Annotated in this window: 13 protein-coding genes; 1 reads left to right on the top strand and 12 read right to left on the bottom strand. The window is 75.0% G+C overall.

Features of this window, described 5'->3' with window-relative positions; translation table 11 throughout:
- Positions 1-3: 3 nt before the first annotated feature.
- From AB0881_RS25260 to AB0881_RS25225, 8 genes are all read right to left on the bottom strand, one after another.
- Positions 4-1,083: an FAD-dependent oxidoreductase gene (locus tag AB0881_RS25260; protein WP_366620512.1), complete on the bottom strand. Its 1,080-nt coding sequence runs from the start codon at positions 1,081-1,083 to the stop codon at positions 4-6.
- Positions 1,080-1,985 (bottom strand): hypothetical protein, encoded by a 906-nt coding sequence (locus tag AB0881_RS25255; protein ID WP_366620510.1) that lies wholly within the window; start codon positions 1,983-1,985, stop codon positions 1,080-1,082. The genes AB0881_RS25260 and AB0881_RS25255 overlap by 4 nt, the downstream gene beginning before the upstream one ends.
- 430 nt (positions 1,986-2,415) lie before the next feature.
- Entirely contained in the window at positions 2,416-3,351 is a 936-nt protein-coding gene (locus AB0881_RS25250) for a fumarylacetoacetate hydrolase family protein (RefSeq protein WP_366620508.1), read from the bottom strand.
- A 17-nt stretch (positions 3,352-3,368) separates the two neighbouring features.
- Positions 3,369-4,307 carry a VOC family protein gene (locus AB0881_RS25245; protein ID WP_366620506.1) on the bottom strand — a complete coding sequence of 313 codons (939 nt, stop codon included), beginning with the start codon at positions 4,305-4,307 and terminating at the stop codon, positions 3,369-3,371.
- Between the two features lie 2 nt (positions 4,308-4,309).
- On the bottom strand, positions 4,310-5,311 hold the full coding sequence (locus AB0881_RS25240) for an amidohydrolase family protein (RefSeq protein WP_366620504.1): 1,002 nt from the start codon (positions 5,309-5,311) through the stop codon (positions 4,310-4,312).
- Entirely contained in the window at positions 5,308-6,435 is a 1,128-nt protein-coding gene (locus tag AB0881_RS25235) for an FAD-dependent monooxygenase (RefSeq protein WP_366620502.1), read from the bottom strand. Before AB0881_RS25235 ends, AB0881_RS25240 begins: the two co-directional genes overlap by 4 nt.
- A 7-nt stretch (positions 6,436-6,442) precedes the next feature.
- Positions 6,443-7,405, bottom strand: a complete 963-nt coding sequence (locus tag AB0881_RS25230; protein WP_366620500.1) for a cyclase family protein — start codon at positions 7,403-7,405, stop codon at positions 6,443-6,445.
- On the bottom strand, positions 7,402-8,418 hold the full coding sequence (locus AB0881_RS25225) for a fumarylacetoacetate hydrolase family protein (RefSeq protein WP_366620498.1): 1,017 nt from the start codon (positions 8,416-8,418) through the stop codon (positions 7,402-7,404). Before AB0881_RS25225 ends, AB0881_RS25230 begins: the two co-directional genes overlap by 4 nt.
- Positions 8,419-8,502: 84 nt before the next feature.
- Between AB0881_RS25225 and AB0881_RS25220 the strand changes: the two genes are divergently transcribed.
- Positions 8,503-9,426 carry a LysR family transcriptional regulator gene (locus AB0881_RS25220; RefSeq protein ID WP_366620496.1) on the top strand — a complete coding sequence of 308 codons (924 nt, stop codon included), beginning with the start codon at positions 8,503-8,505 and terminating at the stop codon, positions 9,424-9,426.
- Between the two features lie 18 nt (positions 9,427-9,444).
- Here the strand turns inward: AB0881_RS25220 and AB0881_RS25215 are convergent, their stop codons facing one another.
- From AB0881_RS25215 to AB0881_RS25200, 4 genes are read right to left on the bottom strand one after another with little or no spacing between them, the layout of a single operon-like run.
- Positions 9,445-10,203: an IclR family transcriptional regulator gene (locus AB0881_RS25215; RefSeq protein ID WP_366620494.1), complete on the bottom strand. Its 759-nt coding sequence runs from the start codon at positions 10,201-10,203 to the stop codon at positions 9,445-9,447.
- A gap of 16 nt (positions 10,204-10,219) precedes the next feature.
- Positions 10,220-11,173 (bottom strand): PDR/VanB family oxidoreductase, encoded by a 954-nt coding sequence (locus tag AB0881_RS25210; RefSeq protein ID WP_366620492.1) that lies wholly within the window; start codon positions 11,171-11,173, stop codon positions 10,220-10,222.
- The gene (locus AB0881_RS25205; RefSeq protein WP_366620490.1) at positions 11,170-11,355 is read right to left on the bottom strand and encodes a hypothetical protein; all 186 of its coding nucleotides are present in this window, start codon (positions 11,353-11,355) and stop codon (positions 11,170-11,172) included. Before AB0881_RS25205 ends, AB0881_RS25210 begins: the two co-directional genes overlap by 4 nt.
- The gene (locus AB0881_RS25200) at positions 11,352-12,413 is read right to left on the bottom strand and encodes an aromatic ring-hydroxylating dioxygenase subunit alpha (RefSeq protein WP_366620488.1); all 1,062 of its coding nucleotides are present in this window, start codon (positions 12,411-12,413) and stop codon (positions 11,352-11,354) included. Before AB0881_RS25200 ends, AB0881_RS25205 begins: the two co-directional genes overlap by 4 nt.
- Positions 12,414-12,431: the final 18 nt, after the last annotated feature.

The raw sequence follows: 12,431 nt of genomic DNA, 5'->3' as shown, positions 1-12,431 counted from the left end.
CGTTCACGATCTCTGGGCGCCGACCGCGAACCGTCCCGCGTCGACGTCCGGCTCGCGCTCCAGGTACAGGTCCCGGACGAGGCGCCCGGCCGCGGGCGCGACGCACAGGCCGTGGCCGGAGAACCCGGCCGCGTACAGGAACGGCGTCGCGCCGGGCACGCCGCCGATGAAGGCCGTCCGGTCGGGGCTGGCGTCCCGCACGCCGGTGAACGCCGTGCGCAGCTCCGCCCCCGCCAGGGCCGGATAGGTCACCGCCAGCCGGTCGCGCACCCGCGCGCGCCAGCGCTCCCGGTCCGCGTCCGCGTACCCCATGCCGATCAGCAGCCCGCCGCCGCGCCGGCGCACCAGCAGGCCGCTGCCGGCGTCCAGGGTGATCGGGATGTCGGGCAGCGGTTCCCCGGACGGCGGCGGCCCGGCGGCCAGCAGCTCCTGCTCGACCGGCTCGGGCAGCGGCAGCTCCACCCCCGCCGCCCGCGCCAGCGGCGCCGACCAGGCGCCCGCGGCGCACACGATCCCGGCGGCGGCCAGGCTCCCGTCCGCGGTGTCCACACGTCCCGCCGCGACGTCGATCCCGGTGACCGGGCAGCCGGTGCGCAGCTCGGCGCCCGCCCGGCGGGCCGCGGCGGCGAACGCGCCGACGATGGCGGCCGTGTCGGACACGTACGCCTGCGGCGACCAGGCCGCCGCCAGCAGCCCGATGTCGCCCACCAGCGGGTTGAGCCGCCTGGCCTCATCGGCGCCGACCAGCCGGACGTCCACGCCGGCGGCGCGCTGCGCGGGCAGGTCGGCCTCGAACGCGGCGATCTGCTCGGCGTCGGTGAACAGCACCAGGTAGCCGGTCCGCCGCAGCGGCACCGCCGGCGCGGCCTCCCGGTAGGCGGCCAGGCTCCGCACCGCCATCGCGGAGCTGGCCGGGTTCCCGGCGAAGTAGGCGCGCAGGACGTCGGCGGTGGCGCGCGACGCCCCCGACCCGAGCCCGTGCCGCTCCAGCAGCACCGTGTCCACCCCGGCCTCGGCCAGGTGGCGGGCGACCGACAGGCCGATCACGCCGCCGCCGACGACCGCGACCCGCCCGCCGGTCACCGCGCCGCCCCGGCGCGGGCCAGATGGTCGCCGACCTGCCACGGGAACAGGTGCAGGTTCCAGCCGCCGAGGCAGTTGACGTACAGCGCCATGTGCGCCATCACGGCGGCGAAGTCGTCGCGGGTGCGGATCAGCTCCAGGGAGTCCATCACCCGCTCGGTGAACGCGCCGAGCTTCTCCAGCCCGCAGTACGCCAGGAACTCCGCCGGCACGGCGATCAGCGTCCGGGCCATGTGCCGCAGCGACTCCAGCGGCATCCCCTCGCGGGCGGCCCGCACCAGGCCGCTGTACGTGCAGTACCCGAGCGGCCGCGTCTCCCCGTTGACGAACAGCATCGTCGTCAGGACGGTGCCGTAGCTCCCCGCGCCCGAGGCGATGCGCCCGTCGTGGACGTCGACCAGCTCGGCGGGCGGCTCCAGCCAGATCCGCTCGGTCTCGGCGTGCAGCTCGCCGATCAGCGCGTCGGCCTCCGGGCCGGCCGCGCGCAGCCGGGGCACCCGGTGCCCGCCCGGCTCGCCGGCGCGCCGCACCTCGGCGACGACCGGCTTCTTGGACGCGTACACCGACTCCCACACCGCGCGCCCGGCCTCGGCGAGCGCGTCCAGGTCGTCCGGCACGACCCGCCCGACCGGGGTGGCCGGCATCGGCTCGGTCAGCTCCCCGTACTTGATCCCGAGATGCTGCAGCTTCGAGCAGAACACGGTGCCGTCGGGCACCGTCCGCCGGTCCACCCGGTGGGCGGCGGGCAGATGGAGCAGGTCGTGGACGGGCGCCACATGGAACAGGTGGTGGCCCGCGACCAGGGCGTGGCCCTGCAGGCTCCGGTACGGCAGGGCCTTCCAGAGCGCCTCGGCCAGCGCCGGATTGCGGTCATCGAGGTCGGCCGTGACGGCGACCCCCAAACCAGGCCAGGCCACTTCAATGCGTTGCGAATCGTTCACAGTGCGCGCAGTACCCGATGACCTGCGGAAACATGTCGGCTCGGGAGAATGTTTCCGCTTCGGAGGGGGGTGCCTGGCACGCCCCTGACGTCCGGTCCCGGCCCGGCGCCCGGCGGCCCTTCAGGAGCGCAGGCCGCGGGCGACGCCGCGCGCGCGGCGGCACGTACGGCCGTTCCCCATCGCCCACGGCGGGTTCGTCCCCGCCGGGCAGAGCGCGCGGCTCGCCGGGGCGCTCAGGGCGCGCGGGGTCCGCGCCGAGCTCGACCTCGTCCAGGGGGCGGACCACCTCTGGATGGGGGCTGCCGACCCGGAACGGATATTCACCCGCGCGCTCGACCTCGTCCGGCGTGTCACGGCCCGCTGACGCCGGCGCGGGGCTTCCGGGGCCGGTTCAGGGGCGTTCCCGCGAGCGCCGGCGGGCGCGCGGGACGGGGACCGGACCGGTGCCGGGGACGATCGTGTTGGAGACCGTGCCGATGCCCTCGACGGTGAGGGTGACGGTGTCCCCGGGCTTGAGCGGAGGCGGGTCCTGGGATCCATTGCGGCCCCACAGCTCGGCGAGGCAGCCGCCGTTGCCGCAGGTGCCCGAGCCGAGCACGTCGCCGGGGCGGACGCGGGTGCCCCGGGAGGCGTACGCCACCAGCTCCTCGAACGGCCAGCCCATGTTGGACAGCAGGTCGCGCCCGACGACCTCCCCGTTGACCTCGGCCGTCAGGGCGAGCCGCAGGAAGCCGCCGGCGTCGCGGTACGGCTCCAGCTCGTCGGCGGTGACCAGCCAGGGGCCGAGGGTGGTGGCCGAGTCCTTGCCCTTGCAGGGGCCGAGGCCGACCCGCATCTCGCGGGACTGGAGGTCGCGCGCCGACCAGTCGTTGAAGATCGTGTAGCCGAAGATGTGGTCGCGGGCCCGCTCGGGGGACAGGTCGGCGCCCTCGCGGCCGATGACGGCGGCGACCTCCAGCTCGAAGTCCAGCACGGCCGAGCCCGGCGGTACGGGCACGTCGTCGTGGGCGCCGACCATGGCGTACGGGTTGGAGAAGTAGAAGGTCGGCGCGTCGTACCAGGCGTCCGGGACGCCGCTCCGCCCGTCGACGCTGCGGCGCACGCCCTCGACGTGCTCCTCGAAGGCGACGAAGTCGCGGACGGACGGCGGCTCGACCGGCGGCAGCAGCCGGACCTCGCCGAGCGGCACGGCCGGCCCGGTCGCCGGGACGGGGCCGCCGGCGACGATGCCGAGGAGTTCGGTGCCCTCGGGGAACGGCAGGATCCGGCCGTCCTCGACGCTGCCGCAGCGGCGCCGGCCCTGGTGGAGATAGGTGGCGAGTCGCATGGTGCGCTGCTTTCGGATCAGACGGGCGGGGCGACGAAGACGCCGCCGTCGGGGTCGTTGAACGACTCCTTGGCGACGAGCTCGTTCATCGGGTTGGCGGTGCCCCACTGGTCGGTGACCTCGGGCCGGGAGAAGTCGTACACGTGCGGGTGCCAGGTGTCCTCGTCGAGGTTCTCCAGCTCGGTGGTGTACTCGACGGTGTTGCCGTGCGGGTCCAGGAAGTACGAGAACGTGTTGTCGCCCGCCATGTGGCGGCCGGGCCCCCAGATGTGCCGGACGCCCGCGCGCATGAGGCGGCCGGTGCCGTACATGTACTCGTCGATCCCGCGCATCTCGAACGAGATGTGGTGCAGCGAGGTGTGCGGGCCCTTGGCGAGCGCGAGGCTGTGGTGCTGGGGGTTGCAGCGCATGAAGTGCATGACCTCGCCCATGTGCGGGGACGAGAGCGTGTCCGACAGCGCGAACCCGAGGTGCGTCTCGTACCAGCGGCGGGTGGCGTCCAGGTCGGGGCTGTTGAGGACGACGTGCGACAGCCGGACCGGGATCGCCTCGCGCGGCTCCAGCCTGCGGTGCGTCCGCACGGCGACGCCGGCGGAGATCTCGACGGTGCGGCCGTCGATGTCGAAGAGGCGGAAGCCGTACCCGCCGCCGGGGGTGTCGAGCGCGCCGGGTTCGGTGACGAGGGTGACGCCGGCGGCGCGCATCCGTTCCGCCAGTGCGTCCACGTCGGCGGGGGTCTCGGCGCCGAACGCGACCAGGTCCAGCCGCTTCCGCTCGTCGCGGCGGAGCCGGACGACGTACTGCTCGGGCGAGCCCTCCGCCGCCAGGAAGGAGATCCCGGAGTCGGTGGCGACCTCGGTGAGGCCCCAGACGCCGGAGTAGAACTCGCGCTGCCGGTCGTAGTCGGGCACCGCCAGGTCGACGTGGCGCAGATGGGTGATGAGTCGGTCGGTCATGCTCAGTGTTCCTTGAGGTCGAAGAGGGCCGCGGCGTTGCCGCCGCGGATCGCGTCGTACTCGGATTCGGGGAGCCGCGCGGCGCGCAGCCGGTCGAGCGGGTCGGGCACGCCCATGTCGAACGGGTGGTCGGACCCGAGGACGATCCGGGACGCCCCCGCCGCGTCGATGAGGGCGCGCAGCGCCGCCGGTTCGTACACGAGGGAGTCGAACCAGATCCGCCGCAGGTAGGCGCTCGGCGGCTCGGCGCACGTCCGGGCGTCGGGGCGCACCCGCCACCCGTGGTCGGCCCGGCCCAGGTAGGTCGGCAGGTAGCCGCCGCCGTGCGCGGCCAGCACCTTCAGCGCCGGATGCCGGTCCAGGACGCCGCCGAAGATCAGGTGCGAGAGCGCGACGGCGTTCTCGACCGGCTGCCCGACGGTGTTGGACAGGTAGAACCGGTCGAGGCGCTCGTCCAGCGTGCAGCCGAACGGGTGCAGGAACACCACCGCGCCGCGCTCCTCGGCCCGGCTCCAGAACGGCTCCAGCTCCGGGTCCGACAGCTCCCGGCCGGGCGCGTGCGAGGAGATCTCGACGCCCTTCAGGCCGAGGTCCAGGGCATGGTCGAGCGCCCCGGCCGCCAGGTCCGGATGCTGGAGCGGGACGAGGCCCAGCCCGTGCAGGCGCCCGGGGGCCCGCGCGCAGTGGGCGGCCGTGCCCTCGTTCGCCAGCCGGTACACGGTGCGAGCCAGGCCGCGGTCCGCCCAGTAGTGGTAGTGCGAGGGGGACGGGCCGACGATCTGGACGTCCACCCCGGCGGCGTCCATGTCGGCCAGCCGCGCCTCCACGCCGGTCAGCCGCCCGATGCGCGCGCCGATCATCCGGCCGTTCTCCGCCAGGGCGGCCGGGCCGTTGCGGCGGGCCTCCAGCTCGCGGTGCGCGGCGTGGCCGGGCGCTCCGGCGACGGCCTCCTCGACCGCGGGCAGCAGCACGTGCGCGTGCGCGTCGATGGTGGGGACGGTCATGGGCGCTCCGTCACCATCGCGGCGATGCGGCCCATCAGCCCGGGGACGTCGGCGTCCGGGGACGGGTCCAGCTGCCATTCGGCGAGCCGGACCGACGCCTCCACGACGGCCCGCGCCCGCTCGTACCGGCGGTCCATGAACGCGTCGAACAGCCCCTGGTCGACGGCGCCGGCGTTCAGCAGCAGCTCGGCCAGGACCCAGGCGTCCTCCAGGCACTGCGCGGCGCCCTGGGCGAGGGTGGGCGGGCAGGCGTGCGCGGCGTCGCCGATCAGGACCGTCCGGCCGCGGTTCCAGGGCCGGTCCACCAGCAGCGACTCGAACCAGGTGTAGTTGATGCGGTCCGGGTCGGTGATGTCGGCGCGGATCTCGTCCCAGGCCCCGCCGTACCCCTCGGCGAGCGCCCGCATGTGGGCGGGTTTGTCGGCGTCGGCGACCGACTCGCGGGGCCGCGCCTCCTCCACCAGGTACGCGTACATGGTGCCGGGGCCGGTCGGGCAGTACCCGGCGATGAAGCACGGGCCGCCGTAGACGAGGTCCGTGCGCTCGACGCCCTCGGGACGGCGCGTGTGGATGCGCCAGATGCCCATTCCGGCCGGGCGCGGCGCGGCGCCGACGCCGATCAGCCCGCGCACCGCGGAGCGGATGCCGTCGGCGCCCACCACCAGGTCGTACGCCTCGCTCGTCCCGTCGGACAGGTGCGCGGTGACCGAGTCGCCGCGGTCGTCGAGCGCGGTCACGGTCAGGCCGAACCGGGTCCGCGCGCCCGCGTCCCGTACCGCGCCGGCCAGGGCCGCGGCCAGCCGCGGCCGCTCCATGCCGAGCGTCGCGGGCAGGTCGGGCCCGCCGGTACGGGCGTCGGGGATCTCGGCGACCAGGCTCCCGTCCGGCGCCCGGATGCCCAGCGAGTCGAACGCGAAGCCGGACGCGGCGATCTCGTCCCACACGCCGAGGTCGCGCAGCACGCGCAGGGCGTTGCCCTGGAGGGTGATCCCGGAGCCGAGCGCGGTCAGATCGGGCTTGATCTCGGCGATGTCGACCGTGACGCCGCCGCGGGCCAGCAGGGCGGCCAGGGCCGACCCGGCCGTGCCGCCTCCGACGACGAGGACTCTCTCTACAGCTGGCACGGCGGCCTCACTTGACGGCGATGGGGTTGACGGGGGAGCCGACCGCGCCGGTGACCGGCAGCGGCGCGGCGGTGAGGAAGAAGTCGTACGCGCCGTCGGCGGCGCAGTGCGCGGCGAGGGCGTCCAGGTCCCACATCTCGCCGACCAGCAGGCCGATGTGCGGGATGGCGACCTGGTGCAGCGGCTGGAAGGCGTGGTCGAACTCGTTCGGCCGCACCTCGAAGCCCCACGTGTCGGTGGCGATCGCGGCGATCTCGGTGCGGTGCAGCCAGCGGGCGGTGGTGAACGACAGGCCGGGGGCCGGGCCGCCCGCGTAGTCGCCCCAGCCGTTGCGGCGCGCCCGCGCCAGCTGCCCGGTGCGCACCAGCACGATGTCGCCGCGGCCCACCGCGACGCCGTGCGCGGCGGCGGCCGCCACCAGATGCTCCTCGGTGATCGCGAAGCCGTCCGGCAGCTCGCCGCCGGTGCCGGCGACGCGGCCGACGTCGAGCAGGACGCCGCGCCCGGCGACGTGCGGCGCCATGTGCTCGATCCCGGTGACCAGGTCGCCCTCGGACGTCACGACCCGTTCGGCGGGCCGGCCGTTCCACGCCCGGCCGTGGTCGAAGATGTGGCCGAGGCCGTCCCACTGGGTGGAGCACTGGAGCGGCATCGCGATCACGTCGTCGGCGCCGCCGAACCCGTGCGGGAAGCCCTGCGTGCCGAGGGCCGCGTCCGCGCCGGTGTCGGTCATCGTGTGGACCGGGTTGGTACGGCGCCGCCAGCCCTTCTGCGGCCCGTCGGTGTCGAAGCTCTGCGCCAGGGAGAACGAGACGCCGTGCCTGATCAGCGCGGCGGCCTCGCGGCGCTTGGCCTCGTCGAGGAAGTTGAGGGTGCCGAGGACGTCGTCCTCGCCCCAGCGGCCCCAGTTGGAGCACGCCGCCGCGGCCTCGGCGATGGCGGCCTCCGGATCGGTGCGGTCGAGCGTCACTCCGCACCGCCCGCGGACTCCGCGACGCAGCGGTTGCGCTGCGTGCCGAGACCGGTGATGGTCCCCTCCATGACGTCGCCCGGCCGGAGCAGGCGGCCCCAGTGCATCCCGTTCCCGGCGGGGCTGCCGGTCAGCACCAGGTCGCCGGGCAGCAGCTCCACCGCCTGCGAGGCGTAGGAGACCAGCCGCGCCACGTCGAAGACCATGTCCTTGGTGGACTCGTCCTGCATGACCCGGCCGTTCAGCTTGAGCGTGACGCGCAGGCCGCCGGGGTCGCCGGCGAACGCGGCGGGCACCAGGTACGGGCCGAGCGGGGTGAACGTGGGGGCGTTCTTGGCGCGCAGCCAGTCGGTGCCGATCTCCGGCATGTCCCGGCGGAACACCGCCTCGCGCGCCGTCAGGTCGTTGGCGATCGTGTAGCCGGCGATGTGCTCGGCCGCCCGCTCGGGGGAGACCCGGTACGCCGGGCGGCCGATCACCGCGGCCAGCTCCAGCTCCCAGTCGGGCTTGGCGCACCAGTCGGGGAGGACCACGTCGTCGTACGGCCCGGTGATGGCGGACGGCAGCCCGATGAACAGGTACGGCCGGTCCTCGGCGGCGCGGCGGTCCATCATCGCCGCCGTCTCCTCGCGCACCTGCTCGGCGGGCCGCCCGCCCTCCGGCTCGTGCGCCACGGCCAGGTCGATGACGTGGGTGCGGTAGTTCGCCCCCGACTGGAGGACCTGCCGCGGCCGGACCGGCGGGAGCACCCGCAGGCCCGCCAGCGGGCGCCGCTCGCCGGCGCCGCCGTCCGCGGCCTCGCGCAGCAGCGGGAACGCCTCGTCCCACCGCTCCAGCAGGGCGCGGACGGACGGCCCGGCGGCCAGGTACGGGGCGAGCGGGCCCGCGGTGCGCAGGTCGAGGACCTGGTCGCCGATCACCAGGCCGGGGTAGGCCTGCCCGTCCTCCGCGGCGAACGTGCCGACCGCGAACGGTCCGGCGAGAGGCGTCTGGGTCACCACTGTGCTTTCCACGGCCACCACCCTGCGGCATGGATCACAATCAGGGAAATCGATTGTCAGTATGGAAGTCATCCATCAGGCAGATAGTCTGAGGTCGTGAACCTGTCCGGCCTCGATCTGAACCTCCTGGTGGCCCTGCGCGCGCTGCTGGAGGAGCGCAACGTCACCCGCGCCGGCCTCAAGATCGGCCTGAGCCAGCCCGCGACCAGCGCCGCGCTGGCCCGCCTCCGCCGCCACTTCTCCGACGAGCTGCTGGTCAGGTCCGGGAACGCGTACGAGCTGACGCCCCTCGGCACCGCGCTGCGCGAGCCGGCCGCCCACGCGTACGCCGTGCTGGAACGGCTGTTCACCAGCCGCGCCGACTTCGACCCGGCCACCGAGGAGCGCCACTTCACGCTGCTGGCCTCGGACTACGCCGTCGCGGTGTTCGGCGCCGCCCTGGCCCGCGTGCTGCACGCCGAGGCGCCGGCCGTCCACCTGAGCTTCCAGCACATCGGGCCGACGCTGGTGGAGGACACCGGCGCGCTGCTCAGCGGCGTGGACGGCGTGCTCACCCCGCACGGCGTGATCAGCGGCTTCCCCACCGTGGAGCTGTTCCGCGACGAGTGGGCGTGCCTGGTGGCCGACGACCATCCCGAGGTGGCCGACCGGATCTCCCTGGACGATCTGGCCCGGCTGCCGTGGGCCGTCTACCTGCGCCCGTTCGACGCCCCGATCACCCGCCAGCTCGGCACGATGGGGCTGGAGCCCCGGGTGGAGATCTCGGTGCAGGACTTCCACCTGCTGCCCCACGTCGTGGCGGGCACCCGGCGCGTCGCGCTGATCCAGCGGCGGCTGGCCCGGCTGCTGGACGGCGGCACCCGCACGCGCGCCCTGCCGCTGCCGTTCAGCGCGGTGCCGCTGCAGGAGGCGATGTGGTGGCACCCCGTCCACACCCACGACGCGGCGCACATCTGGCTGCGGGAGACGGCGGCCCGCGTGGCGGCGTCCCTGCCCGCACTGGACGGGCCGGCGCCCTGACCGCGGCCCGGATGCCGGCTAGGCGCGCGAGATGGCACGGGAGATGGCGCGGGCGCTGGTGCGCAGCAGCGGGGCGAGCGCGTGGGGCAGGGCGCTGCCGTGCCGCACGACCAGGGACACCGCCGCGACGACCTCGCCGTGCGCGCCGGTGATCGGGGCGGCGACGGACAGCGCGTCCATGGTCACCTGCCGGTCGCTGATCGCGTAGCCGCGGGCGCGGGTGTCGGCGAGCGCGGCGCGGACCGCGCCCGGATCCGTCATGGTGAGCTCGGTGTAGCGCTTGATGGGACGCGCCAGGACCTCCTCCTGGACCTCGGCGGGCGCGTACGCGAGCAGCACGAGCCCCACACCGGTTGCGGTGAGCGCGAAGCGGCCGCCGACCCGCGTCAGCACCGGTACCGCCCGGCTCCCGGCGATCCGCTCCACGAACACCAGCTCGGTGCCCTCCCGTACGGCCAGCTGCACGTTCTCCCGGGTGACCTGAGAGAGGTCCTCCAGGTACGGCAGCGCGCGCTCGCGCAGGCCCAGCCCGCGCGGGGCGAGCGACCCGATCTCCCACAGCCGCAGGCCGATGGTGTAGCGGCCGTCCGCGTCGCGCTCCAGGGCGCCCCACGCGACCAGTTCCGCGGCCAGCCGGTGCACGGTCGAGACCGGCAGCCCGGAGTGCCGGGCCAGCTCGCTGAGCGTGAGCGCGCGCCGGTCGGGCGTGAACGCGCCCACGATCCGCAGCGCGCGGGCCACGACGGGCCCGGTCCGGTCGGCGGCGGACACCGGCATGAGGTCCCCCAGGCGGTCAGAGGTCGAGGAGCAGCTTCGGGCAGGAGGCGCGGGACACGCAGACGAACATCGTGTCGTTCGCGGCCCGCTCCTCGGGGGTCAGCAGCGAGTCGCGGTGGTCGACCGTGCCGTCCAGCACGGCCGTCTCGCAGGTGCCGCAGGTCCCCTCCCTGCAGGATGACAGGATCTGGACGCCCGCCTCCTCGGCGACCTCCAGGATCGACCGTTCCGGGGGCACGGTGAGGGTGCGGCCGCTGAGCGCGAGCTCGACCTCGAACGACTCCGCCCGTACGGGATCGCCCGCGTCCCTGGCGACGAAGCGTTCCACGTGCAGGATGCCGGGCGGCAGGTCCGCGCAGAGCCGCTCGACGGCCTCCAGCAGCGGCGCCGGGCCGCAGCAGTAGACGAGGGTGCCGGGGGCCGTCCGGCGGAGGAGGCCGGCGAGGTCGAGCTGCCCGTGCCGGTCCTGGGGCCGCAGCTCCACCCGGTCGCCGTAGACCGCTTCCAGCTCCGCGCCGAAGGCCATGGACGCGGCCGTGCGGCCCCCGTAGGCGAGCCGCCACTCCGCGCCGGCCGCCGCCGCGGCCCGCACCATGGGCGAGATCGGGGTGATGCCGATGCCGCCGGCGATGAACAGGTAGCGGTCCGCCGGGCGGAGCGGGAAGTGGTTGCGGGGCCCGCGCGCCAGGACCGCCGTACCGGCGGGGAGCCCGTCGTGGACGGCCGCCGAGCCGCCGCGGCCGGCCGGCTCGCGCAGCACGGCGATCCGCCAGGCCGCGCGGTCGGCCGGGTCCCCGCACAGGGAGTACTGGCGGACGAGGCCGTCCCCGACGACCAGGTCGATGTGCGCGCCGGGCTCCCACTCCGGGAGCGCGGCCCCGTCCGGGTCCCGCAGGTCGAGCGCCACGACGCCCTCGGCCACCCGCTCGCGGGCGTGGACGACCAGCTTCCGCTCGGCCTCCGCGTTCATCGGCCCGCCCCCTCGTGCCCGTCGGGGTGGGCGAGCAGCCACTCCCAGATCTCGATCGGGCCCTCGGCGGCGCGCGCGGCGCCGCAGTGGCAGGTGCCCTGGAGCAGGTCGCCGCCCGGCAGCCACACCACGCGCATCACGGCCCGCCCGTCCAGCATGCGGGTGGGTTCCACGTCGCTCATTCCCGCCCGGCCACCTGCCCGGCCGCCTGCCCGGCCGCCATCCGCGCCAGCATGCGCCGGGCCGCCAGGCCGCCGGTGTCGATGTTGATCGACAGCTCCTGGTAGCCGTCCGGCTCGGCCGCGATCACCCGTTCCAGGACGTCGAGCGCCACCACGTCCTGCAGGACGACGGTGCGGTTGTTCTCGGCGAGGAAGTCGGTCACGCCCTGGTCGTCGAGGGCGAAGTCGCGGGCCACGGCCCAGAAGTCGTGGGTGGAGTGCTCGGTCTCCGGCGTGATCGCGTACACCACCTCGACGTGGAAGGCGTCCGGGTCGGTGCCGTCGGGGTTCGGCAGCACGCCGGGCGGCGCGATGCGCGAGTGCAGCTTGTACAGGCAGGGCGGGGCGTACTCGATGTCCTGCCACCGCATGATCCGCCCGCTCAGCCCGGTGGACTTGGCGTAGAACGGCGGGCACTCGGCGTCGTCCATGTGCCGGGACACGTAGACGATCCCGGCCTCCTCGTCCACCTCGGTGGTGATCGGGGTGGCGGCGACCTCGGGCGTCCCGATGTAGCCGCCGTGCAGGTACGTCTCGTGGCTGAGGTCGAGCAGGTTGTCCACCAGCAGCCCGAACCGCGCCTGGAGCGGCTCCATCCCCGACACCGTCGTGTAGTCGGGTGAGTCGAGCCACGGCGCGCGCGGGATGCGGGCCGCGTCCGCCTTGGCCGGGTCGCCGATCCAGATCCAGACGAACGAGTCCCGCTCCACGACGGGATAGGTCTTCAGCCGGGCCGTGCGCGGCACCCGCGCCTGCCCGGGGACGGCCGCGCAGACGCCGTCGGCGCCGTACGTGAACCCGTGGTAGCCGCACACCACCTGGTCGTCCACCAGCCGGCTCGGCGCCTGCGACAGCGGGAAGCGGCGGTGGACGCAGCGGTCGGCCATGGCGGTGACGGCGCCCGCCGCCGTCCGCCAGAACAGCACCGGCTCGCCGCAGATGGTGCGGCCGAACAGCTCACGGCCGATCTCGCGCCCGTACGCGGCGACGTACCACTGGTCGCGCGGGATGGTCGACACAGGCGGCTCCTTCGTGGG

Source organism: Spirillospora sp. NPDC029432 (genome assembly GCF_040703975.1).
Taxonomy (GTDB): Bacteria; Actinomycetota; Actinomycetes; order Streptosporangiales; family Streptosporangiaceae; genus Spirillospora.
Note: the sequence above shows the minus strand (reverse complement) of the source record. Positions and strands in the feature narration are given on the sequence as shown.

Coding starts and splice junctions, on each gene's coding strand:
- AB0881_RS25250 (WP_366620508.1), bottom strand. CDS start 3,351: ATGCGACTCGCCACCTATCTCCACCAGGGCCGGCGCCGCTGCGGCAGC.
- AB0881_RS25215 (WP_366620494.1), bottom strand. CDS start 10,203: ATGCCGGTGTCCGCCGCCGACCGGACCGGGCCCGTCGTGGCCCGCGCG.
- AB0881_RS25245 (WP_366620506.1), bottom strand. CDS start 4,307: ATGACCGACCGACTCATCACCCATCTGCGCCACGTCGACCTGGCGGTG.
- AB0881_RS25240 (WP_366620504.1), bottom strand. CDS start 5,311: ATGACCGTCCCCACCATCGACGCGCACGCGCACGTGCTGCTGCCCGCG.
- AB0881_RS25210 (WP_366620492.1), bottom strand. CDS start 11,173: ATGAACGCGGAGGCCGAGCGGAAGCTGGTCGTCCACGCCCGCGAGCGG.
- AB0881_RS25205 (WP_366620490.1), bottom strand. CDS start 11,355: ATGAGCGACGTGGAACCCACCCGCATGCTGGACGGGCGGGCCGTGATG.